The organism is Chitinophaga oryzae (assembly GCF_012516375.2).
Classification (GTDB): Bacteria; Bacteroidota; Bacteroidia; order Chitinophagales; family Chitinophagaceae; genus Chitinophaga; species Chitinophaga oryzae.
Genome location: NZ_CP051204.2, coordinates 2,098,044 through 2,123,182, shown reverse-complemented (window position 1 = coordinate 2,123,182; position 25,139 = coordinate 2,098,044). Strand labels below are relative to the sequence as shown.

The 25,139-nt window shown below is 51.5% G+C and carries 19 protein-coding genes; 13 read left to right on the top strand and 6 right to left on the bottom strand.

Annotated elements, in window-relative coordinates; genetic code table 11:
• The gene (locus HF324_RS08815) at window positions 1-741 is read left to right on the top strand and encodes a polyprenol monophosphomannose synthase (protein ID WP_168802067.1); all 741 of its coding nucleotides are present in this window, start codon (window positions 1-3) and stop codon (window positions 739-741) included.
• 103 nt (window positions 742-844) lie between these two features.
• Window positions 845-1,735 (top strand): DMT family transporter, encoded by an 891-nt coding sequence (locus tag HF324_RS08810; RefSeq protein ID WP_168802066.1) that lies wholly within the window; start codon window positions 845-847, stop codon window positions 1,733-1,735.
• On the opposite strand, the gene HF324_RS08805 is transcribed toward HF324_RS08810, so the two are convergent.
• Window positions 1,732-2,481, bottom strand: coding sequence for a DeoR/GlpR family DNA-binding transcription regulator (locus HF324_RS08805; RefSeq protein WP_168802065.1), 750 nt, complete (start codon window positions 2,479-2,481; stop codon window positions 1,732-1,734). The two genes, HF324_RS08810 and HF324_RS08805, sit on opposite strands and share 4 nt — an antisense overlap.
• A 303-nt stretch (window positions 2,482-2,784) precedes the next feature.
• On the opposite strand from HF324_RS08805, the gene HF324_RS08800 reads away from it, so the two are divergent.
• The 7 genes from HF324_RS08800 to HF324_RS08770 all read left to right on the top strand — a co-directional run bounded on the left by HF324_RS08800 (window position 2,785) and on the right by HF324_RS08770 (window position 13,529).
• The gene (locus tag HF324_RS08800; protein ID WP_168802064.1) at window positions 2,785-5,958 is read left to right on the top strand and encodes a SusC/RagA family TonB-linked outer membrane protein; all 3,174 of its coding nucleotides are present in this window, start codon (window positions 2,785-2,787) and stop codon (window positions 5,956-5,958) included.
• An 11-nt stretch (window positions 5,959-5,969) separates the two neighbouring features.
• Window positions 5,970-7,637, top strand: a complete 1,668-nt coding sequence (locus tag HF324_RS08795) for a RagB/SusD family nutrient uptake outer membrane protein (protein ID WP_168859589.1) — start codon at window positions 5,970-5,972, stop codon at window positions 7,635-7,637.
• Between the two features lie 161 nt (window positions 7,638-7,798).
• Entirely contained in the window at window positions 7,799-10,636 is a 2,838-nt protein-coding gene (locus tag HF324_RS08790) for a S9 family peptidase (RefSeq protein WP_168859588.1), read from the top strand.
• 319 nt (window positions 10,637-10,955) lie between these two features.
• Entirely contained in the window at window positions 10,956-11,777 is an 822-nt protein-coding gene (locus HF324_RS08785; protein WP_168862325.1) for a DUF6597 domain-containing transcriptional factor, read from the top strand.
• Between the two features lie 41 nt (window positions 11,778-11,818).
• A complete protein-coding gene (locus HF324_RS08780; protein ID WP_168811511.1) occupies window positions 11,819-12,271 on the top strand; it encodes a GNAT family N-acetyltransferase in 453 nt (150 codons plus the stop codon).
• A 38-nt stretch (window positions 12,272-12,309) separates the two neighbouring features.
• Window positions 12,310-12,813, top strand: a complete 504-nt coding sequence (locus HF324_RS08775) for a cupin domain-containing protein (protein WP_168811509.1) — start codon at window positions 12,310-12,312, stop codon at window positions 12,811-12,813.
• 95 nt (window positions 12,814-12,908) lie between these two features.
• Window positions 12,909-13,529, top strand: coding sequence for a DUF4230 domain-containing protein (locus HF324_RS08770; RefSeq protein ID WP_168811507.1), 621 nt, complete (start codon window positions 12,909-12,911; stop codon window positions 13,527-13,529).
• On the opposite strand, the gene HF324_RS08765 is transcribed toward HF324_RS08770, so the two are convergent.
• Window positions 13,530-14,249, bottom strand: coding sequence for a hypothetical protein (locus HF324_RS08765; RefSeq protein WP_168811505.1), 720 nt, complete (start codon window positions 14,247-14,249; stop codon window positions 13,530-13,532).
• A 462-nt stretch (window positions 14,250-14,711) separates the two neighbouring features.
• Between HF324_RS08765 and rbp the strand changes: the two genes are divergently transcribed.
• Complete coding sequence (gene rbp, locus HF324_RS08760; RefSeq protein WP_078672202.1) at window positions 14,712-15,029, top strand: RNA-binding regulator; 318 nt, start codon at window positions 14,712-14,714, stop codon at window positions 15,027-15,029.
• A 293-nt stretch (window positions 15,030-15,322) separates the two neighbouring features.
• Here the strand turns inward: rbp and HF324_RS08755 are convergent, their stop codons facing one another.
• From HF324_RS08755 to HF324_RS08740, 4 genes are all read right to left on the bottom strand, one after another.
• Window positions 15,323-16,663, bottom strand: a complete 1,341-nt coding sequence (locus tag HF324_RS08755; protein ID WP_168811503.1) for a dihydrolipoamide acetyltransferase family protein — start codon at window positions 16,661-16,663, stop codon at window positions 15,323-15,325.
• A 72-nt stretch (window positions 16,664-16,735) separates the two neighbouring features.
• Window positions 16,736-17,983, bottom strand: coding sequence for a CinA family nicotinamide mononucleotide deamidase-related protein (locus tag HF324_RS08750; protein ID WP_168811501.1), 1,248 nt, complete (start codon window positions 17,981-17,983; stop codon window positions 16,736-16,738).
• Between the two features lie 113 nt (window positions 17,984-18,096).
• Window positions 18,097-18,507, bottom strand: a complete 411-nt coding sequence (locus HF324_RS08745; RefSeq protein WP_168811499.1) for an acyl-CoA thioesterase — start codon at window positions 18,505-18,507, stop codon at window positions 18,097-18,099.
• Between the two features lie 116 nt (window positions 18,508-18,623).
• Window positions 18,624-19,043 carry a DoxX family protein gene (locus HF324_RS08740; RefSeq protein ID WP_168811497.1) on the bottom strand — a complete coding sequence of 140 codons (420 nt, stop codon included), beginning with the start codon at window positions 19,041-19,043 and terminating at the stop codon, window positions 18,624-18,626.
• 232 nt (window positions 19,044-19,275) lie between these two features.
• Between HF324_RS08740 and HF324_RS08735 the strand changes: the two genes are divergently transcribed.
• The 3 genes from HF324_RS08735 to HF324_RS08725 all read left to right on the top strand — a co-directional run bounded on the left by HF324_RS08735 (window position 19,276) and on the right by HF324_RS08725 (window position 25,139).
• Window positions 19,276-22,356 (top strand): tetratricopeptide repeat protein, encoded by a 3,081-nt coding sequence (locus HF324_RS08735; protein WP_168862324.1) that lies wholly within the window; start codon window positions 19,276-19,278, stop codon window positions 22,354-22,356.
• 53 nt (window positions 22,357-22,409) lie between these two features.
• On the top strand, window positions 22,410-24,059 hold the full coding sequence (locus HF324_RS08730) for a TonB-dependent receptor (RefSeq protein WP_168862323.1): 1,650 nt from the start codon (window positions 22,410-22,412) through the stop codon (window positions 24,057-24,059).
• 114 nt (window positions 24,060-24,173) lie between these two features.
• Entirely contained in the window at window positions 24,174-25,139 is a 966-nt protein-coding gene (locus HF324_RS08725; protein ID WP_168811491.1) for an HU domain-containing protein, read from the top strand.

The following is a 25,139-nucleotide window of genomic DNA, read 5'->3' as shown; positions in this document are numbered from 1 at the left end:
TTGGAAAAGCTTGTCATTATTCCTACGTACAATGAGAAGGATAATATCCGTAACATCATTGACGCTGTATTTTCCTTACAGCAGAATTTCCATATCCTGATTGTGGACGATGGTTCTCCTGACGGTACAGGCAATATTGTAAAATCACTGCAAAGCGAACATCCGGGACAATTGTTCCTGGAAGAACGTTCCGGCAAACAAGGGCTGGGAACTGCCTACATCCACGGTTTCAAATGGGCGCTGGCCAGAAACTACGAGTATATCTTTGAGATGGATGCCGACTTTTCCCATAACCCTAAAGACCTGGTACGCCTCTACGACGCCTGCGCCAAAGGCGGTGCAGACGTGGCGGTAGGCTCCCGGTACGTAAAAGGCGGGAAAACCGAAAACTGGCCCTGGGACAGGGCGGTGCTCTCCTACGGCGCCTCCATCTATGTGGGCATGATCACCTGGATGCCGGTAAAAGACCCCACTGCGGGCTTTGTATGTTACCGCAATACCGTGCTGGAAGCCATCAATCTTGACCAGATCCAGTTCGTAGGCTACGCTTTCCAGATAGAAATGAAATTTACCGCCTGGAAACTGGGCTTTACCATCGCCGAAGTGCCCATCACCTTCAAGGACCGCCGCGAAGGGTATTCCAAGATGAGCAAAGGCATTATCAAAGAAGGGGTGCTGGGCGTACTGAAAATTCAGTGGCAGAGCCTCTTCCGCAACTACAAAAAAAGAGTTACCAATTGAAATTACGGATTACGGATGACGAATTAAGAATTGAGGAGGTTAGATGGCGTTATTGCCTCTCCTGAATTCTTAATTCGTCATCCGTAATTCGTAATTCGTAATTATGAAAAAAGCGTTTTTACAGCTGCATCTTTCTGTATTTCTTGCAGGATTTACCGGCATCTTAGGCAAACTGATATCCCTCAATGAAGGACTGCTGGTATGGTACCGGTTACTCATTACCGCTGTGACCATGTATATCCTGTTCCGCCTGCAGGGCACTTTCCGCAAACTTCCCTTTAAAGAGATCGTACCTATCGGCGCTACCGGCGTAGTGGTAGCCCTTCACTGGCTTTTCTTCTACGGCAGTATTAAATACTCCAATGTTTCTATCGGGGTGATTTGTTTTTCGCTCACCAGCCTGTTTACCGCTGTTTTTGATCCGCTGATCAACCGGCGCAGGCCGGATATGGTGGAGATGCTGCTGTCTATGCTGACGCTTTTCGGCATCTTACTGATCTTTCATTTTGATACGCAGTACCGTACCGGTATCCTGCTCGGCGTTATTTCCGCTATGTTTGCCGCCCTGTTCACCGTGTACAACAAGCGGCTGGTGAAGCGGTTCGATACCAATACCATTACTTTCTATGAGTTGTCCACCGGTTTTGTGGTACTCTCGCTGATCTTACCTTTTTATCTTCGCTATTTCCCGGTGAGCACGGTGATACCGGGCTTTTCCGACCTGATGTACCTGTTGGTGCTGGCCTGGCTGTGTACGATCTGTATGTATACGCTGAGCATGAATGCACTGAAAAAGATCTCTCCTTTTACCGTCAACCTGTGTTTTAACCTGGAGCCGGTATACAGCATTGTGCTGGCGTTTATCCTCTTTCATGAGAACAAACATCTCAACAACGCCTTTTATGCGGGCCTGGCCTGTATTATTTTGTCCGTAGGCCTGCAGATGGCGCGCGTTAGCTGGCAGCACCGGACCGGCAGGATGGTGGCGGGTTAAAACAGTTGCAGGTCCAGGTGCTGGTAGGCGCCCAGGAAATGATTATCCGGTTCCAGTTCAGTGATCAGGTAGTTGATCTGGTTCAGGTCACACACTTTCATGCGTTGGGAAGAATTTAGTTTTTCCGCGATGCTGAGGACGGCCATTTTGTTGGTGGCCCGCAGCATGGCCCGTTTCACCTGTACCACTTCCCAGTCCGATTCCGTCATGCCGTCCTGTATGGAGAAGCCGTTGGCGCCCATCAGGCAGAGGTCTACTTTTATCTCCGACAGCTGGTTAATAACGCTGGCGCCTATATGAATATGGGAGCTGCGGGACAGCTGGCCGCCGATGGTGATAACGGTCAGGTTGGGGTGTTCCACCAGTTGCAGCGCCACAAGGGGGCTGATGGTAAAAAAGGTGGCCCGCAGGTTGACCGGGATGGCTTTGGCCAGTTCTATCATGGTAGTGCCGCCGCCGGTGAGGATCACCATATCGTTTTTCAGTAGTTTCAGTGTCTTTTCCGCTATTTGTTTTTTGGCAGCCTGCGCATATACAGAGTTTCCTTCATCAAACGGATAATGGAAGGAGCGGCCGATGGCGCCGCCATGTACTTTTAATACTTTCCCTTCTTCCGCCATCTCTTTGAGGTCGCGCCGTACGGTATCTTCAGAAATACTGAGCATGGCGCTGATATCGGTTGACAACACTTTATTGTGCAGGTTGATCTGCTTCATGATAAACGCCTGGCGCTCTTCTTTCAACATGCTGTGGGGAATTTTTTGCTTGTTCACAAATGTAGAAAAATCTAATCCAAATTGATTGTGCGTGTTTTAGTCGCTTTTCACATTAAATAAACGCATTTTCCTGTAATTTGCCTTTTTTTGATTCATTTTTTTCCTACTTTCATGCACAAAAACGCAAAGTAATGCAAGATTCCCGTGTACCTGAGTGAAAAGCTGCGTTCTGCCTGTAACAGTAACCGATCAACATACAAAGTTTAATTATCTAATTTCTAGCACGTTATAATTAAAAACTTTTAAAACAGCCAACATCTAAATCTAAAAAACATGAAGAAAAGGCTACTTTTCACTTTCATTTTTTTGCTGGTTTATGCGAGTTCATGGGCCCAAAATATCATTACGGGCACCGTACTGGACAAGAATAACCAGCAACCTATTATCGGCGCTACCGTGGTAGCCGGTAAAAAAGGCACTGTAACGGACCCCAACGGCAAATTCTCCCTGGATGCGCCCGCAGGCACGCTGGTGCTGCACATCACCTTTATCGGGTATCAGCCGCAGGATGTTCCGGTAGGTAAAGGAAACCTGCAGGTCCTGCTCTCCCCTGATGAACGCTCACTGGAACAGGTAGTGGTCGTAGGTTACGGTACGCAGAAGAAAGCCAATCTCACCGGTGCAGTGAACACGGTGGATATCGGCAAAACCATGCAGAGCCGTCCGATCACCGATCCTTCCAAGGCGTTACAGGGCATCTCCCCGGGCCTGAACATCCAGTTCTCCAACGGTGGCCTCGCTTCCGGCACTCCTTCCATCAACATCCGCGGCGTGGGCTCCCTGAACGGTACCAGCCGTCCGCTGATCCTGGTAGACAACGTGGAAACACCGGACCTCACCCTGATCAACCCGGAAGACATCGAAAGCGTATCTGTACTGAAAGATGCGGCTTCCACTTCTATCTATGGCGCACGTGCGGCGTTTGGCGTAGTACTCATCAAAACTAAATCCGGTACCCGCAACACGCCTACCCGCATCACCTATTCCAATAACTTCGCCTGGAACTCCCCCCTGAACCAGCCCGACTTCGCAGATCCCGAAAGAGAACTGCCCGGCCTGATCAACTCTGCCGCCCGCGCGGGCCTCGCCCCCGAAGCGTTTGGCATGTCTTACGCCAAAACGCTGGCCGGCATCAAAAACTGGAAAGCTAAATACGCGCATAACCGCACCAGCAACGAGATGATACCGGGTGAAGACTTCGACCTGCCTACTGCCAACGACCCCGCACTGTTCTATCGTGTATGGGACGTGAAAGATATCATGTTCAAAAAATGGACGCCTCAGCAGATACACAACCTGAACGTACAGGGTGGTAGCGAAAGAGTATCCTATTACCTGTCTGCCGGTTACAACCAAAACAGCGGTGTAATGAAACCCAATCCGGACGGCCTGAAGAAATACAACATCACCGGCGCCATCAGCGCACAAGCCACCAAATGGCTGGACGTGGACCTGAAGATGATGTACCGCAACTATGAATATGATTTTCCGTTTGAATACTGGCCTTACTTCCAGTACATGTGGCGCTGGGGAGCCTATTTCCCTTACGGCACCTACAAAGGTGTTGGCTTCCGTACGCCTGCCGGCCTGATGGGAGGCGCTCCCACCAACAGCGTGGTAGACAACTACACCCGCGTGAACCTGGGCGCTACCCTGAAACTGACCAAAGACCTGAATATCCGTGCGGACTACACCATTGGCCGCGACAATATTGTAAGGCATGAAACCGCCAACAAGATCAACCTGTGGAACTACTGGTCAGCTACCATGCCATTGGAAAACGTTGCCACCACCAGCCAGGACTTTGCCAGCTACGGCGGCAGACGCTTTAAGGTAAACACCTTCAATATCTACGCTACCTACGACAAAAAACTGGGTAAAGACCATCAGCTGAAACTGATGGCCGGTATGAACGCTGAAGACACCGACACCCTCGGCTTCGGCGCTACCAAACGCAACGTCCTCGATCCTTCCATGCCGGAACTGACACTGGCCATCGGCGACCAGTCCGTAAATGGCTTCCACTATATCAACGCATATGCCGGCTTCTTCGGCAGGGTGAACTATGCCTACAAAGACAAATGGTTGCTCGAACTGAACGGCAGATACGACGGTGCCTCCGCCTACCCTGTCAACAACCGCTGGGCGTTCTTCCCCTCTGCTTCTGCCGGTTACCGTATCACAGAAGAGAATTTCATGCAGCCCTACAGAAAAGTACTGTCTGACATGAAAATCCGTGCTTCCTACGGAACACTCGGCAACCTCGACGTGGGTGGCAAATATTACATTCCTTCCATGGAAACCGGCAACGTAACCGGCTGGATGAACGGCAACATCCTGGCGCTGGGCGTAGACGCCCCCGCTATTGTAAGCGACGCCCTCAGCTGGGAGAAAGTAAACACACTGGACTTCGGTACAGACATCAGCCTGTTCAACAACAACATCAACATCACTTTTGACTGGTATCAGCGTAATACCAATGGCATGATCACCAGCCGTACTGTACCCGCATTCCTCGGCGCCAGCGCACCCAAAATAAACGACGGGTCCCTGCGTACTACCGGTTACGAGATTTCCATCGGTAGTAACTACCAGATCAATAAAGACTGGACCGTTTACGGTACCCTCGCTTTCTGGGACAATAAAACCGTTGTTACCGAATGGAACAACCCTTCCATGCTGATCAACCAGGCCTATAAAGGCAAAGTGGTAGGCGAAATCTGGGGCTTCGAAACAGACCGTTACTTCACTTCCGCAGATGACGTCAGCAGTTCCCCCGACCAGTCCAAACTAGCCAGCGGCAACTTCAAATACGGTCCCGGTGATATTAAATACAAAGACCTGAACGACGATAAAGTCATCAATGGCGGTAAAGGCACCCTGAACGATCACGGCGACCTGAAAAGAATCGGTAACTCCCGTCCCCGCTATCAGTACAGCCTGAGACTGGGCAGCAACTTTAAACAGTTCGATATCGATGTGCTGTTACAGGGCGTAGGCCAGCAGGACTTCTGGGGCCTCGGCGACATCGCCATCCCGCTGTACCGCGGCAACGACATCATGTACGATCACCAGCTGGATTTCTGGACACCGGACAACCCGAATGCAAAATATCCTAATCCTTTTCCGGGCAACAACGGCGGTAACGTGACCGGCCTGGCCAAACTGGACGGCAGCAACAACTTCTATCCGCAGTCCAAATACCTGCTCAACCTGTCTTACCTGCGCCTGAAAAACATCACCCTGGGATACACCCTGCCTGATGAACTGGCCAAACGTATCCACTTACAACGGTTACGTATATACGGCAGCGCCCAGAACATTGCCACTTTCTCCAATGTTGGCGTGCCCATCGATCCGGAAGTTACTACCGGCGAAGGCTCTATCTACGGCAGAACCTGGCCTTTCCAGAAAACATGGTCCTTTGGTTTACAGGTGAACTTCTAAAAAAAACAGACATGAAAAAACGTATATATCTACCCGTTATACTTGCTGCAGCCATGCTTACCGGCACCGGATGCAAAAAATACGTAGACAAAGGTCAGATTGATAAATTTGACGACAACAACTTCTGGAAGTCAGAAGACAACGTTCGTATCTACTCCTGGAACTTCTACAGCGTCTTTTCAGGTTATGGCAACAACGCCACCTTTGGGGATTTTTACTTTACCTCTTTGAGTGACGACCAGGTAGGCGCCAGCTTAAAAAACTTTACGCTGACCGTTCCTTCCGATATCGGCGGCACCAAATGGAACTTTGAAATGGTCCGCAGGGCCAACCTGCTGCTGGAACGCATCGACAGGGTGCCTACCTCCGATGAGACCAAAAACCACTGGAAAGGCTTCGCCCGTTTCTTCCGCGCCTATTGCTACTATATCCTGGTAAGGGAATATGGCGACGTGCCCTGGATGGACAAAGTGCCGGATGTTACAGACGAAAACTACCTGTACAAGGGAAGAGATTCCCGTACCGTGGTGATGGACAACGTACTGGCGGACCTGGATTTTGCTATTGCCAACCTGCGCACGAAAGACCAGGAGAATACTGTCAACAAATATGTGGCGCTCGCCCTGAAATCCCGTATAGGCCTGTTTGAAGGGACCTGGCGCAAGTATCACAATATACAGGGCGGCGCGAAGTTCCTGCTCGCTGCCAAAGATGCCGGCGACCAGCTGATGAAAGGGCCTTTCACCCTCAACCCGCAGTATAAGACCATCTACAACTCCATGGACCTGGCGGGCAACAAGGAAGCCATCCTCTACAAAAAATATGTAGTAGGCTACCTCGGTCACAGCCTGATCAACTACCTGAGCACCAGTACCCAAATGGATGGAATCTCCAAAGATGCCGTGGAATCATTTGTATGCACAGATGGTTTGCCCATTGCCCAGTCACCCCAGTATGCCGGCGACGAGGACCTGAAACATACGCTCACCAACCGCGACGGCCGTCTGATCCAGTCTGTGGACACCGTGCTGGCATATAAAGGAAAAGCCAATAAAGGGCTTACCACTTCTACCGGCTACCGTCCGGCCAAATTCCTGAACCCGCAGGTGGCCAGCACCGACGGCAGCAAAGGCGATACCGACGCGCCGCTGTTCTGGCTGGCGGAAGTGCTGCTCAACTACGCAGAAGCCGCTGCAGAACTGAATGACCTGGGCCAGTACGCCTTTTCCCAGGGCGACCTGGACAAAACGGTGAACCTGCTCCGTGCCCGCGCAGGCGTGGCCAAGCTGGAATACCTCGGTGGCAAGAGCGCCGGCGTAAGCGGTAAAGAAATCATCGACGCCAAAAACAAAACCGGTGTAAGCTCCCTGATCTGGGAAATCAGGCGCGAAAGAAGGTCTGAACTGATGCTCGACGGCTTCCGCAAATATGACCTGTTCCGCTGGAAACTTGGCACTGCCATGAATACCGCCACCAACCCTGATATTATCAGAGGCGCCAAAATTCCGGAGTTCCCCGCGGGTACTACGGAAAAAGCGGAAAGGGACGCCAATGGTTATATCATCGTTAAACCGGTGATTGAACGGGAGTTCAAAGACAAAAACTACCTCGAACCTATCCCGAGCGGCCAGATCGCCCTTTACCCGGACGGCAGGCTGACACAGAACCCGGGCTGGTAAGCCTCTCTATCGTGTGATCTGCATATGAGATAAATCGAAACAACAAAAAGCGAAGGCCCCCTGCCCACCATTGGTCAGGGGGCCTTTCGCTTTCTATACGCCCTCCCGGCCGCTGGTAAAAGTCTTTACACTTTTGCCCGAAAAATGTATACTTTGCGCGCATGAGAAATATGTTACTGGCCCTCTCCCTGCTGGGGGCCTCTTTTGCTTATGCACAACAACCTGCCAAAAAACCGCTGGACCATACCGTGTACGACAGCTGGCAGAGTATCGGCACTAAACTCATCAGCAACGATGGACAATGGGTGGTATACACCGTCACACCACAGGAAGGCGACGCGTCCCTGGTAATCTATGACCGCAAAACAGGCCAGTCCCGCACCATCGCACGCGGCGCCAGCCCCTTGATCACCAATGATTCCCGGTACGTGATATTCAGCATCAAACCGCTGTACAAAGACACCCGCGAGGCCCGCATCAAAAAGAAAAAACCGGCCGACATGCCGAAAGATTCCATGGGCATCGTGACCCTCGCTTCCGGCGACCTGCAGAAATTCCCCGGTATCAAATCCTTTAAAACACCCGCCAAAGGCAGCGGATGGCTGGCTTACCTGGCCGAAAAGCCAGCCGACAGCGCTAAAACAAAAGGAAAAGCCGTCCCGAAAGCAGCAGATACCGACCGCGCTGACGACGACAAAAGCGGCAGCGATAAAAACGAAAACGGCACCCTCGTGATCCGCCAACTGAAAGACGGCAGCCAGGATTCCGTGAAAAACGTGGCTGAATACGCATTCAGCAAACCCGGTAACAACCTCCTCATAGAAATCACCTCCGATAAAAAAGACTCCCTGTCCCGCTCCGGCGTACTGCTGTGGCATACCGCCACCCGCAAGGCCGATACCCTGAGCCGCGGCTACGGCGACTATAAACAGTTCGCCTTCGACGACAAAGGAGAACAGGCAGCCTATTTCGGCACCCGCGACAGCGCCAGATCACTGCAACAGTTCTACCAGCTGTTTTATTATAAACCAGGACAAGACAGCGCCATCACCGCGGCCGATAAAAACAGCAGCGGCATCCCCTCCCGCTGGACCATCAGCCCCAACAGCCTGATCTGGTTCAGCAAAGACGGACAACGCCTGTTCTTCGGCACCGCCCCCATCCTGCCGGCAAAAGACACCACCATCGTGGATTTTGAAGTGGCCAAGGTGGACATCTGGAACTACAAAGACGATTACCTGCAGCCCATGCAGCTCAAAAACGCCGACAAGGAACTGAAAAGAAGCTATGCCGCCGTCTATTATCCCGGCACCAAACGTATCCTCCAACTGGGCGACCAGGACCTCGAGAACGTGGTGGTCCCGGCAGAAGGCAACGGCCGCTACGCCCTCGGATACACCGACAAAGGCCACAGAATACAGCTGCAGTGGGTAGGACGTACCCTCAAAACAGGCTACCTCGTTAACCTGGAAGACGGTACCCGTAAGAAAATCAAAGAAAAACTGGACGGCTTCTATTCCATCTCCCCCAACGGTCAGTATATCGTGTGGTACGACCTGGTGGACAAACAATACTTCAGCTATCACAATGCCACCGGCACAGTCGTGAACATCAGCAAAGACATTCCGGCCAAACTGTTTGACGAAGAAGATGATCATCCGGACGTGCCGGAACCATACGGTTTTGCAGGATGGCTCAATAACGACCGCTACATATATATCTATGACCGCTACGATATCTGGCAGGTAGACCCTACCGGTAAAACAGCGCCTTCCATGATCACCTATGGCGTGGGCCGTCAGACCAAAACCCGCCTCCGCGCGCTGAAACTGGACGAAGAACAGAAATACTACACCCCCGGCGATGTTGTTGTCATGTCCGCATTCCAGGACAGCACTAAATATAACGGGTATTACAGCCTGCAGCTGCTGGCCAAAAATGATAAACAACGCAGGCCGCAACAGCTGGTGCTGGGGCCCAACAGCTACCTGGACCTGCTGAAGGCAAAAGACGCCAACGCCTATACGTACACGCGCGCCAACTATATCGAGTCGCCCAACGTGTACACCGGCGAATTGAACAAAGCGGTAAAAATCAGCAACACCAATCCGCAGCAACAGGAATACAACTGGGGCACGGCATCGCTGTATAAATGGAACACCTTTACCGGTAAACCGTCAGAAGGTATCCTCTACAAGCCGGAAGACTTCGACCCGAACAAAAAATATCCAGTTATCTTCTACTTCTACGAGAAACTGACCGACGGGCTGTATAACTACCAACCGCCGGCCCCTACGCCTTCGCGGCTGAACATCCCGTTCTTCGTTAGCCGCGGTTACCTCGTGTTTGCACCGGATATCACCTATGAGCACGGTTATCCTGGCAAGAGCGCGTACGACTATATTGTGAGCGCAGCGGAAAACCTCGCCCAACAACCGTGGGTAGACGGCAAGAACATGGGTATCCAGGGCCAGAGCTGGGGCGGTTACCAGGTAGCCTTCCTGATCACACAGACCAATATTTTCAAAGCCGCCTGGGCAGGAGCCCCGGTGGCCAATATGACCAGCGCCTACGGCGGTATCCGCTGGGAAAGCGGTATGAACCGCCAGTTCCAGTATGAACACTCCCAGAGCCGCATCGGCGCCACCCTGTGGGACAAACCGGAGCTGTATATCCAAAACTCCCCGCTGTTCAACCTGCCGAAGGTGAACACGCCCGTTGCCATTATGGCCAACGATGCCGACGGCGCCGTTCCCTGGTACCAGGGCATTGAAATGTTCACCGGCTTACGCCGGCTGGGCAAACCCGTATGGCTGCTGAACTATAACAACGAAGCCCATAACCTGGTACAACGCCAGAACCGCAAGGATATCCAGCGTCGCGAACAACAGTTCTTCGACCACTTCCTGAAAGGCGCTCCCGCGCCGCAATGGCTGGAATCCGGCGTGCCTGCTACGGAGAAAGGCATTAACTGGGGGTTTGGCACGCAAAGAGAATAAGTGAGCAAAGAGCGCAAAGAATTATAATGAGCGAGCTTAGAAACAAAGAGTCACAGAAACGAGCTTAGTCGATAAAGAATTACCGAAGCGAGCTTAGAAAGCAAAGGGCGGAGATCAAATTTGATCTCCGCCCTTTGCTTCTTTAATAATCTTATAAAAACTTGGCGCTCTTTGCTCACTTATTCTCTTTGCGTGACCCGTGAAAAAATTTTAAAATATTTAACAAAAATCATATATTTACAATAAATAATCGCCACTTTAGCGTATGGTGTGACTTGCAGCGATAGCGATATCCACTAACACCACATTTTTAGTACCTATGAACTTCCATATCTGTCATCCTGAAGATGCATTGCGTCCGTTTGTCAAGCAGTTTTATTACTGGGAAGATGATTCCCGCGGTCCTATTCAGTTACCGCAGCATTTATTTGCGCTGGGTGACCAGTACATGGTATTCATGCTGGAAGGAACGGCCATGATAACGCCGGCGGCCCATGCTGCGTTTACGGTTCCACGTCATGCCGTGACCGGGCATTTTACCTGCGCCTGCAGGTTGCATGTAACCGGTCCGGTGAGAATGGTGATCGTACAGTTGAACGCTTATGGATGTTATCGTTTGCTGGGCATCGACGGCCAGTCTTTCACCAACTACTACCGTAACCTGGACCTGCATGAAAATGCAGCCTGGGCGCAACTGGGGAGGCAGCTGCAGCAGGTGCGTGCGCCGCAGGAGATAACGGCGTTGCTGAACGGAACCCTGCAACAGGCATTACAGGCCGATGCGCCGTGCCTGAAACAGGCAGACGAGATGGCGGATTATATGTTGGCGCGGCAGGGCAATGTGAGCGTGGAAGAACTTGCACAGGCCTTCCAGCTGTCCCGTCCAACGCTGGAGCGGTTGTTTAACCGCGTTATCGGTATGCCGCCGCAGTTGTTTGCCCGCATGGTGCGTTTCCGCAACGCGCTGCAGCTGGCAGAAAGGGTACAATGGCAATTGCCGGCTACGGCCCATTACAACCTGGCGATGTTTATCCGGGACCATCTGCAGTTCAACGGCGAAATGCCTTCCTGGTACAATGCTCCGGGTACGATCGCGCATATGCCGGCACGGCCCCTGCAACAGGTAGCGGTGGCGAGTTAGAAAAAAATGTCTACATTTAGTGACGCTCAACGTTACTAACTATGACAACTGCAGTTTACCTTGTAAAAGACGGAGATTATACAGTTTCAACTGATAAAAACAGGCTGGACATCAGTGTTATACACGATTTCCTGGCCAAAGAGTCCTACTGGGCGCAAAATATTCCTGTCAGTGTTGTGGAAAAAGCACTGGCAGGTTCTTTATGTTTCGGGCTGTATCACCGCGACCGGCAGATAGGCTTTGCGCGGCTGATCACCGACCAGGCTTCCTTTGCATACCTGGCGGATGTTTTTGTGGTAAAAGAACATCGCGGCAAGGGCCTTTCCAAAATGCTGATGCACGCTATCCTGGACCACCCGGAGCTGCAAACCCTGCGGAGATGGCTGCTGGTAACACAGGATGCACACGAATTATACCGGCAGTTCGGCTTCACCGAAGTACCCAATCCGGAGAAATTTATGCAGCTTCATAACCCGAACATCTATACGAAGTAACTATTCCATCATTCTGTTCTCCCATCAACTGGTGCTATATGCAATATTCTGCGGCCCACTGGCGCGACCAACTAAAACTGCAACCACACGTGGAAGGCGGCGCCTTCCTGGAAACCTACCGTTCTGACTGGATGCTGGACATGAGCACCCTGCCGGCAGGCATGGGGGGCAACCGCAACGCGTCTACCTGTATCTATTTCCTGCTGGAAGAAGGGCAGTTTTCCGCATTTCACCGTATCGCCGCCGATGAAATCTGGCATTTCTATGACGGCCATACGCTCACCATTTATGAGATTGAACCCGGCGGACAACTTCAGGCGCATAAACTGGGGCGTGACATACCCAACGGGGAAAGCCTGCAGGTCATCATCCGTGCCGGCAACTGGTTTGCCTCCCGCGTGGAAGTGCCCGGCGGTTATGCCCTTACCGGTTGCACCGTGGCGCCCGGCTTCGATTTTGCCGATTTTGAGCTGGCAGACAAAGCCACTTTACAGGCTGCTTACCCGCAACACGCTGCGCTGATTGACAGCCTTACCCGGTAAACTAACGTTAACGCTTAAACGCATATGATACTCCCGGCTTTTTATTAATTTACGGCCGGACAGGCGTTGTATGTCCTGTTTTTCAAATCATCCTCATGAAAAAGATCCTCTATATTGCCGTCTTTCTGTTACTGGCCGTTCTGCTTTTCTGGCTGGGCAAACGTTTTGGTTCCACGAATGTCAGCGAGCAGGTGATCTCCAACAGCACGATCGTAAAAGAGATCGCTGAACTGGCCAGCCTGGACGTACAGGGCATCTCCAGCATTAAGCGGAGCAATATCGAAGATAACGGCGGATGGAGTGATAATCTGAAGAAAGCCTTCCTGGAAAACACCGTCTGGGTCTCTATCCCCTATCAGGCCAAATACGGGGTGGATATCGACAGCACCCGGTTTAAAGTGGAAGTGAGCAGCAAAAAGATCATTATCCGCCTGCCGGAACCCAAACTGCTGAGCTACGAACTGAAAGTGGATAAAATGGAAACCGCCAACCGCAAGGGATGGTTCCTGTTCCAGGACGATGAAACCTATACCGCTGTACAGAAGAAACTATACCAGACCTCCCGTGATCAGCTGCAAAACAACCAGATATACATCCAGCAATCCAAAGACAAGATCCGGAAGGTGATGGAACAGTATTACGCCCCTTTTCTGAAGGACCATACCCTTGAAGTACAGTTCGGCAGCGCAGGCACCGCCACCCCGCCGTTGGACTGATCAGGCGGCATTGAGGGCGATATACCTTACCAGGCTGCGTTTAGCCACCGGCAGCAGCGTCTCGTTGACCGGCAGTACCAGGGAAGTTTCCACACAGTATACGGCCGGATTCGGTAACTGATCGTTTTTCCGGATCAGGATGGTTTTGATATGTTCGCAGGTATGTACCAGGTCTTTCCTGTAAGCCTCCAGGTACTCGGTGCGGATACCGCGGTATTGCTCGTCATGCCGTTCAAAAATAGTCAGGTGATAGCTGTACACCAGCGTATCACTGTACCGTCCGTCGCATAACAGCAGGTATCCGGAAGTGTTTTCCAGCGGCACCAGTCCCACCGGCGAAATCCGCAGTTTATCCTGTACAAACTCATAGATCTCCGTACCATCGCGGATCGTATCGTTCATCGCCGAAAGGGCGTAAGCGATAATCTCCTCCAGTTCCTGCATCATTTCATCGTCTGCGCTTACTTTTTCGTAAAGCAGCAACAGTTTCTCCAGGTCGATGCCGGTCAGGCGTTTGGGAAACTGCTGCTCCATCAGCTGCTTGTTTTCCCGGAAAGCCCGGAGGTTGTTAAAATGAAAGATGATGTCGGCCAGCTGGGGATACAGCTTGTTTTGATTAAAGGCGCGGTGAATCTCCTGCAGGTAGGACAACAAGGTGTATTTTTTCAGTTCAAAATCTATATACCCGTCTGCAAACCAGGTTTCGCTCAGCTTTCCCATACAAAAAATGAATTTAATGGTCTACCTTAATTTACGAAAAAAAGAGGACAAAAGGCGGGCCGGAACCACGCGTTTGAAGTCTCCGGTTAGGCCTTGTTTTGAGGGTAACGGGCTGCGGAAATGCTCCTGTTTGCCGGAATGAGAAGCGTATAAAACGGACGATACCGGAACATATCGTACGCCCGTCAGCCGGATGGACCTGTAAATGACAGCATGGAAGCGCCGTTTACGGCCCTTATCATATGAAAAATAAAAACAATAACTAACATAATAAAGCCGTAAAACAGAAACTATTTCAACGGAATAAAAAACGCGGCAGAACGTTGACTGTAAAGGATCTTCCTATGATTGCCCGTGTACCCGGCGACGCTTGCCGGAAATATTTTTTAACCATCACTACTTTATTAATGTTTATTTCATAACTTCAGTATATTATTTTTCATTTTTTTAATTTCAGTTATCATGAACATTTACGTAGCCAACCTGCATTATAGGTTGACCGATGAGGATCTGCATCAGATCTTCAGCGATTATGGAGAGGTTACCTCCGCTAAGGTTATCAAAGACCATGAAACAGGCCGCTCCCGTGGTTTCGGTTTTGTGGAAATGCCTAATCAGGAAGAAGGAGCCAAGGCTATGGATAGTTTAAACGGCAGCGAGATAGAAGGCAAGCAATTAATGGTAAACGAAGCAAGACCTAAACAGCCGAATAATAATTTCAAAGGAGGTGGTAATCGTGGTGGCGGAGGAGGATATGGCTCCCGTGACCGTCGTTACTAAACCCTTATTCGGGCACAAAGGAATTGAAGAGGCGCTTTAACAGCGCCTCTTTTTTATTTAGGGATTTTTTGATTTACGGATTTTTTGATTTCGGGATTTCCTGATTTCGGGAGATGATTGACCAGGAGATAATTGCCGCAAACGGGAAGGCCGGTGCGATAGTGTCGCACCGGCCTTCCCGTTTATATCCGATCTGTGATCCTCGAAATCAAAAAATCCGTAAATCACAAAATCCCTAAATAACTATGGTCCCCGAAATCAAAAAATCCGTAAATCAAAAAATTTCAAAATGATTATACCGTCCTTTTCGGGTCGAAATTTTCCAGCTCCTGTGCTACGGCAGTCAGGAAAGTAGCGCCGAGGGAGCCGTCCACGATGCGGTGATCGTAGGACATGGAGAGGTACATCATGTGGCGGATGGCGATGGAATCACCCAGTTCGGTTTCTATCACCACGGGGCGTTTTTTGATGGCGCCTACCGCGAGGATGGCTACCTGCGGCTGGTTGATGATGGGCGTTCCCATCAGGCTGCCGAAAGTGCCGACGTTGGTGAGGGTAAAGGTACCTGCCTGTGTGTCTTCCGGTTTCAGTTTATTCTGACGGGCAGCGTTTGCCAGGCCGTTTACCTGTTTGCTGAGGCCGGTCAGGTTGAGCATATCCGCATTTTTGATCACGGGCACGATCAGGTTGCCGGAAGGCAGGGCGGTGGCCATGCCGATATTGATATCTTTTTTGATAATAATTTTATCTCCGTCGAGCGAGCAGTTGATCAGCGGGAAACGTTTGATACATTTCACAATAGCTTCGATGAACAGCGGCGTAAAGGTGAGTTTTTCGCCTTCTCTTTTTTCGAATTCGCCTTTCATGCGGTCGCGCCATTTGACCATGTTGGTCACATCGGCTTCTGCGAAGCTGGTCACGTGCGGGCTGGTCTGTTTGCTCATCACCATGTGGTTGGCGATCAGTTTGCGCATGCGGTCCATTTCCACAATTTCCACGTTGCCGTTATAGGTAGGGGAAGCAACGGTGGTGACTGCCGGCGTGCTGCGTACGGCAGCAGCGGCTGCGGCGGGAGCGGTGGTTTCCGCAACGGGTGTTACGTCGGGCACTACCTTTCCTTCTTTACGATCGGCTACATACTGGAGGATGTCTTTCTTGGTAACGCGGCCGTCGCTGCCGGAACCGGGAATTCTTTCCAGGTCGGCGAAGCTGATGCCTTCCTGTTGAGCGATGGTGAGCACGAGCGGGGAATAGAATCTGGCGCCACCGGCAGCAGGAGCGGCGGGGGCGGCTGCAGCAGGGGCAGCGGAAGGTACGGGGGCAGCGGTAAATCTGGGCTCTGAAGCCACTACCGGCGTTTCTGGTACAGGTGCAGGAGCGGCCGCTGCATCGGCATTGGTATTGATACGGGCAATCACAGTGCCTACCGGTACTACATCGTTTTCCTTGAAGAGTACTTCGGAGATGATCCCTTCTGCGATAGAGGGGACTTCACTGTCCACTTTGTCCGTAGCAATTTCCAACACGGTTTCATCCACTTTTACGTGATCGCCCGCCTTTTTATGCCAGCGCAAAATGGTGGCTTCCATGATGCTTTCTCCCATTTTTGGCATTACCAATTCTACAATGGCCATAAGATTGTTTTTAGCTTTAAGTGTGGACAAAAATAAGGGAATTGTGTCAATTCAGTCAGCCGGCGCTGCGGCTTATTCCAAAATGAGCTTGCGCAGCTCATTCATGGCGTAAACCGCGGTCATCTGGGTATTCCGTTCCCGGTCGTACCGCAGGTGATATTTGATGGTCGTCATTTTCTCCCGGTTGCCTACGGCCACCCATACGGTGCCGACCGGCTTTTCCGGTGTGCCGCCATCGGGGCCCATAATACCGGATACGGCGATGGCATAATCCGTTTCCAGCAGCTGCAACGCGCCGGCCAGCATTTCCTTTACTGTTTCCTCACTCACCGCGCCATGGGCCTGCAGCGTCTCCGCCTTTACGCCCAACAGCTTCATTTTCATCTCATTGGCATAGGTAATGGCGCTGCCTTTATAATAAGCGGAGCTACCCGGCACCGCCGTGATCCAGGTGGCTATCTGTCCGCCGGTACAGCTTTCCGCGGTGCCGACCGTCTTTCCTCTTTCTTTCAGCAGTTGCCCCAGCACCTCCCCGATTGAAATATCCTGGTCGGTGACGGTGATATCCGGCAATAGGGCCGCCAGTTCATGGAAATACACCGTCAGTTCGGCCGCAGTGGTGACCTTGTCTATCCCGAAGGCGGTGAGCCGCAGCTTCAGCAGGCTGTAGCTGGGCAGGTAGGCCAGTTTGATATGCGGGGGCAGTTTGGCTTCAAAAGCGGCGATCCGTTCCGCTACAAAAGACTCGCCCATACCGGAGGTGATCAGCGTGCGGTGCACGACGGCGGGCGTATTAAAATGCGCCGCCAGCTGCGGCAGCACATAACTTTCCATAATGCCTTTCATTTCATGCGGCACGCCCGGCATAGACACGTAGATCTTGCCGTCTTTTTCGAACCACATGCCCGGCGCGGTGCCTCTTTCGTTGGCGATCACCGTACAGGACGCCGGCACCATGGCCTGCGCCACGTTGCGCTCCAGTATCGGCAGGCCGCGGCTTTCGAAGATATGCAGCACCCGCTGCAGGGTGGCTTCATCCTGCACCAGCGTTGTCTGGAAATATTCACAGAGGGTGGGCTTGGTGATATCATCGGCCGTAGGCCCCAGTCCACCGGTAATCAGCACAATATCCGCCATTCCGGCTTCTTCGGCGAGGGTGGCCAGAATATCTTCCTTTACATCGCCAATGGCTACACGCCGATGCACCCAGATACCTAACGCATTGAGTTCCTGCGCCATCCAGGCGGAATTGGTATCAATCGTTTGTCCTATCAGCAGCTCATCACCGATGGTAATGATGCTGGCGGTTATTTTACCCATAAAAAATTACGAATGACGAATTACGAATTACGAATTGGAGGCCGTTTATGGCTATAATTCCGAATTAAAGATCAAGGAAGAACCCTCAATTCGTAATTCGTAATTCGTAATTTCTAATGAAAAAATGGTTCCAGCCGTTCTTTCAGCGCTTCCGGCAGGCCTGCTTTCTGTTTGGTTTTCACGTCGATGAACACCAGTGTGGTCACGCCTACGTTCAGCAACTCTCCTTTTTCGTTATATAATTCACTATGAAACTGTATCCGTGAACTTTTGGGCAGCTCTTTTAATATAGTCTTTACCGTTATCAGGTCGTCGTAATAGGCCGGACGCAGGTATTTTACATTCAGTTCCGCTACCGGCATGATCACCCCCTGTTCTTCGAGCTCGCGGTAGCTGAACCCCAGTTCCCGGATGGCTTCCGCCCTGCCCACTTCATAATACAGGCCGTAATTGCCGTAATACAGGTATCCCATCTGGTCCGTTTCCCCGTATCTTACCCGGATTGTTGTTATGCTGCTAAACATGATATATTAATTTAGGGATTTTTTGATTTTCGATTTAGGGATTTTGGAGACTAAGCACCCCCGCCAGCCTCCCTTCAAATCAAAAAATTGTAAATCAAAAAATCGTAAATGTTTGATTATTTGCCCAGTGCGCCGTCGACAGAGAACTTGCCCGGGCCGGTAAACAGCACTACCAGGAAAGCCGTCAGGTACATCAGCGGCAGCTCGATCTTATCAAAATTAAAAGCCAGCAGGTCCGCCTTGTGCACCATTCCAAGGATCACGGACATGCAGATCACGAGCGGCACGGCGGCCAGCCTGGTCAGCAGGCCGAGCATGAGAAAAACGGAACAGAAAACTTCTGCAAAAACGGTCATCCCCAATGAAAATTTGTGCCCTACCCCCAAAGGATCGGGGAAAGTATTCATTTTGGCAGCAAAATTGATCAGTTTGGGCCATCCGTGCAATAACAACAGGCCGCCGAACATCAGTCGCAATATCAGCATAGAGAAGCTCACGGCACCGCCGGTATAGCCGGTTGAGAATAGTTTTCTCATAACAGGTAAGGTTTTTGCGCTATAAAAATATTTGCCGCAATATAGCGCAATAGCCTTTTCCGGACCGCCGGAGTTATCCACATTGTTGGAAAACCGATCAGAAAAGAAAGGATATTACTTTTATATTTGCCTGGTTTGTGTCCCTGATACTGTTCCGTATAATACCTGGCGGGAAAATATTTCCGGCAGGGATTCGTTTTAAACGCATAATTCAAGATATAACAGCAAAAGCATGCAGTTCATAAGAAAAGTTTATATTCCAGGACATCTGTACTTATCCATGCTGACTTTCGCCGGCGCAGGTATCGCAGGGATGCCCGCTGCCCACGCGCAGCAAACGCGTATCTACACCGAGCCGGAAAAAGTGTTCAAAGATGCACAACAGTACTTCCAGCAGGAAAAGTACAGCGTATCCATGCAGCTTTTCAAGCAAACAATCGACAACATCGATTATTTCCATGAAACCAACCGCGACCTGGTAAAGTCCGACGCCTACTATTATTACACCGTATGCGCGCTTAAACTGGGACAGGAGAACGCAGAGAAAACAGCGCTGGAATACCTTAAAATATTCAATAACAACGCCCGCGAACAACTGGTCAGCTATCAGCTGGGCAAATATTATTTCCACCAGAACAGGTTCAAAGATGCGATCCCGCTGTATGAAAAAGCCAGCATCGACAACCTCTCCAACGAGGAAATAGCGGAAGCGAAATTTGAACTGGCCTACTGTTACTTCAATGTCAAGGACTTCCAGAAAGCACAGCCCCTGTTTGCCAGCATCCGGGAAGTACAGGGCAAATACTACGTGCCGGCCAACTATTACCACGGCTTCATCTCCTACTACAACCACCAGTACGGCGATGCGCTCAGCAGCTTCCAGAAAGTAGTGGAAGATCCCAAGTACAAAAACATCGTACCTTACTACATCGCGGAAATCTATTACTTCCAGGGCAAACACGACCAGCTCATCTCCTACACGGAGCCCCTGCTCCGGCAAGGCGGGCAGTACTATGAAGCAGAAATGAAACAACTGCTCGGTAAAGCCTACTTTGAACGTAAAGACTATAAAAAAGCCCTGCCCCTGTTGCAGGAATTCCAGGATAACGCCGACGAAGTACGCAATGAAGACATCTACCAGCTGTCCTACTCCTACTATCAGACCGGCAATCTCAACAAAGCCATCACCGGCTTCAAACAACTCAGCAGCGCTAAAGACTCCCTGGGACAGAATTCCATGTACCTGCTGGGAGACTGCTATCTGCGCACCGGCCAGAAAGCCAACGCCCGCAACGCCTTTGCCTTCTGCGCCAACAACAGCTCCAACCCACAGCAACAGGAAATTTCCCGTTTCAACTACGGCAAACTCTCCTATGAACTGGGCTACCAGGACGCTGCACTCAACGAGCTGACACAGTTCGTTAAAAATTACCCGCAGTCGCCCTACAACAAAGAAGCCCGCGAAGTGCTCGTGAGCCTCTTTATGAACACCAACAACTACCGCGACGGTCTGGCTACCATCGAACAGATCCCCGATAAAAACCCGACCGTACTCAAAGCCTATCAGAAGATCGCCTATGGCAGGGCCACCGAGCTGATCAACGACCAGCAACTGGCAGAAGCCGACCGCCTGCTCGATATCGCCATCAACAACCCTTACGACGCCCAAACCAAACAGCTGGCCCAGTTCTGGAAAGCGGAAATAGCCCTGCGCCAGAATAAAACAGACAAAGCGATCACTAACCTGAACGCCTATCTGGGCGGCACGCCGCCGGTATCCGGCGAGGCCAACCCGCAGACCGCCAGCTACAACCTCGGCTACAGCCTGCTCAAACAGGACAAATACGCCGAAGCGCTGCCGCACTTCGAAACAGCGCAACGAGCCAGCGGTCCCAATGCCACCAGGATTGCCACCGACGCCGCCCTGCGCGCCGCCGACTGTTACTATATGCTGCGCCAGTTCCCGAAAGCGCTCTCGCTGTACGACCGCATCATCAGCAACAACGAGCCGGGCGCCGATTATGCCATTTACCAGAAAGCCATTATCCTCGGCCTTCAGGGCAAACAGGCAGATAAACTGGCCCTGCTGAAACAACTGGGCAACAAGTTCCCGTCTTCCGATTTCAGCAACCAGACTGACATGGAAATCGCCAACACGTACCTCTCCCAGGAGAAATACAACGAAGCGATCCCCTACCTGGAAAACGTACTGCAGAAACAACCCAATGGCGTCAACGCTCCGCGCGCGCTGCTGAAACTGGGCCTCTGCTACTACAACAAAGACAACGAAAGCAAAGCCCTCGCTTACTATCGCCAGGTGGTGGAAAAGTTCCCCGGTTCGCCTGAAAGCAATGAAGCGCTGCAAAGCATTAAATCTATCTATGTTAGCCAGGGTAAAACAGACGACTACCTTGCTTTCCTGAAAGCCAGCGGCCGTACCGTGACTGCCACCGCCGAAGATTCACTCGCCTATGCCGCCGCAGAAGCCCGTTTCACGAACAACGACTGCTCCGGCGCCATCACCGCTTTCAACAGTTATATCCAGAAATATCCCAACGGCCAGTTTATTCTGCCCGCTCATTTCTATAAAGCAGAGTGCTCGTACAACAACAAAGATTACGCAGGCGCACTGCCGGCTTATGAATTTGTGTTGTCCCGCAACAACAGCCTGTACGCCGAGCGTTCAGCCCTGCAGGCGGCCAACATCAACTTCTTTCAGAACAAGAGTTATGATAAGGCGCGCACCTACTACCTGCAGCTGCAGGACCTGGCCACCAGCAAGGAAAACAGCCTGGCAGCCACCCGCGGCCTGCTGCGCAGCAACTACCAGCTGAAACACTGGGACGAAGTAGGCAACTACGCTGAAATGCTGCTATCTACCGCCAATATCAGCACCGATGACCAGATCATCGCCCACTTCTACCTGGGCAAAGCGCAGAAAGAAGCAAAACAATACGCCAACGCACTGGCTGAATTTAAAACCGTGGCCAGCCTCACCAAATCCGAAACCGGTGCGGAAGCCCGCTACGATATGGCTGATTGTTATCTGCAACAGAACGATCTGGCTGCCGCCGAAAAAGCCGGCTTCGACGTGATCAAAAACACGCCTTCCTACGATGTGTGGGTGGCCAAATCATATATCCTGCTGGGTGACGTGTATTTCCGTCAGCAGGACTACTTCAACGCCAAAGCCACTTTCCAGAGCATCGCTGAGAACTGCCCCATTCCGGAGCTGAAAGCCGAAGCAAAGGAGAAATTCGCCAAAGCGGAAGCAGCAGAAAAAGCAGCCGGAAAAAAACCTAAGAAACCGTAGCCATTTGGAAATTTTCAAATTTTCAAATTTTCAAATTTTAAGATTACGACAGCATGAATATTCTCAACATACATCGCAAACGCGCTTTTACCATAGCAGGCATGTGCCTCGCAGGCATCCTTCATCAGCAGCAGGCATGGGCACAGGAGCCGCTGAAACAGGAAACGATCGATATCATTTCCACCAATCAGCCTAAGCTCCGCGACGCCTATAAACTGAACCTGACCGCCTCCCTGCCGGGAGTGGATACCAGCAGGCCCCAGTTAAAATACCAGGTGCCGGCCCTGAACCTGAACTTCATGTACCAGGCCGCCCCGCTGAAACCGCTGGCATTGGGCAAAGACTCCCTCTCGCTGTTGCAGAACAATTTTATTAAGCTCGGTTACGGTAACTATAAAACACCGTATGTGCAGGCCGGCTTCGGCAGCGGCCGCAAAGACCTCTACAACTACGGCCTGTTTGTCAACTACACCAGCTCGCAGGGCAAAGAGATATCCGACCAGAACTACAGCAACCTCAATGCGCTGGCTTCCGGCTCGTACCTGCTGCCCGGCCTCCAGCTGGACGCAAGCCTGGGTTATGACCGCAACACCATTCACTACTACGGTTACAACCACGACAGCATCAAATACGACAAGAAAGATATTGCACAGACTTTCAACACCGTGACCGCGCAGGTGGGACTTAAAAACCGCCCGCAAAACGACTGGGCGTTTCAATTCCAGCCAACCGTGAAGTTCATTGCCTTCAACGACTCGTATAAACGCACGGAAAATACGTTCATCGCCAGGGTACCCGTGCGCAAGCAGGTGTTTGAAGACATCTACATCAAAGCCGAAGGCGTTTTTGATCTGTCTACCTACAAACAGGACAACGGCCGCAACATCAACAACAACGTGGTGGCCATCCATCCGGCAGTAGACATCATCAAACCGGGCTTTGTGCTGCATGCCGGCGTAAACCCCACCTGGACCAACGATAAGTTTTACCTGCTGCCCGACATCGTGAACGAGTCGCACCTGGTACGCAAAAAACTGATCCTGAGCAGCGGCTGGATTTCCTATTTCGATAAAAACTCCTACCGCAACCTCGCCAACAAAAACCCGTTCCTCAACGGCCTGGTGGAAGGTATCCTCAACACCCGCGTAGAGGAAAAATATACCGGCATCAAAGGCACGCTGGGCGGCCACTTCAACTATAACACCAAGTTTGCGTCTGTTACCTGGTACAACATGCCCCTGTTCGTTAACCAGGCCACGGACATGAAATACTTCACTACCCGCAACGAAGAGCAGTTACGCGCATTCCAGCTGCATGCCGAAGTAGGATATATTGAAGAAGAGAAATTCCAGGCAAGGGTGACTTTCGACTGGTACAATTACAACAAACAGGAAACGGAAGTGAAACCGTGGCACCTGCCTCCTTTCCAGGGCGACCTGTTCGTACAGTATACGCTGGCGAAGAAGCTGCACCTGAACGCCAACCTGTTCGCCCTCAGCGGCAGTTATTATCAGCTGCCCAACAAGGACTTCGGTAAAACAAGCAGTGCATGGGACATGAACGCCGGCGCTTCTTATGATATCGGCAAAAACTTCAATGTGTGGCTGAACACCAATAATATTTTCAACTCCCACTATCAGCGCTGGTACCTGTATCCTACCTATGGTTTCAACATCGTAGGCGGAATTATGGTGAAGTTCTGATTTTGAGTTAATTTAGTTGCTCGCAAAGACACGAAGCAGCAAAGAGCAAAGAATGATATTTGCTGCTTTGCTGCTTTGTGATTTCATAGGAACATTAACCACAAACACCTCTCCATGTTAATACTACAGCAATATATCCAGGAAGTATTGTTCAGGCAGCGGATTTGCGTTGTACCCCAGATCGGTACGTTCTCCATCCAGCATTTCCCGGCGCGGTATAACGCCGGCGCACAAACGTTGCTGCCTCCGCGCGACCAGGTGGTTTTCACCCAATCGTGGCAGGATGACGGCTCCTGCGTGGAATGGATAGCCCTGAAGGAAAACCTGGTGCCTGCTGTGGCCCAGCGGAAGCTGGAGAAATACATTGAAGAGTTTAAGGAGGCCCTGCAACCGGGGCAGGCGCTGGAGCTGCCAGGTATTGGCAAATTACAGGGCGATTTTGCCGGCAACCTGCATTTCCACGCAGAAGAGCTGCCGGTAGACCCTGCCGACCTGCCGATTACCCCCATACAGCGGCAGGAGCCTGCCACCCCCTCTACCCCGCCGCCGGCCACAGCGCCTATGGCCGCTACGAGGGAAGAGCCGCCTGTACCGCCGGTTTCGGTCCCCGTAGAGCCGGTTATGACAGAAGAGGAAGAAAATACGCTGGAAGCAGTAACGGAAGGCAGTATTTTCAAATGGTGGTGGGCCGTGGCTGGTGCATTAATCCTGCTGGGCGGCCTGGCCGTCTGGTGGTATGTTGGTCGCCAGGGGGGTAATAACACGCCCGACAGCGCCCCTGCCGCGCCCGTAGCAGCAGACACAACGCAGCAGGCCATGCCCGACAGCAGCCTGGCCGCAACGCCCGCTGCGCCGGATTCCATTTCTTATTTTATTGTGCTGGAAGAATTCCCGGACAGCCTTACGGCCGCGAAGAAGACGGCAAAACGCCAGGCCTGGGAACAGCCTGTGGTGATGATTCACCGGGGCAATCGCTATAAGGTAGCCGTACCGGTAACCTCGTTACCAATAGATACCACGAGTGAATTACAGGCTAAAAGAAGTAAATACGGTATCAATAAAGCTTACCTGGAGTATTGA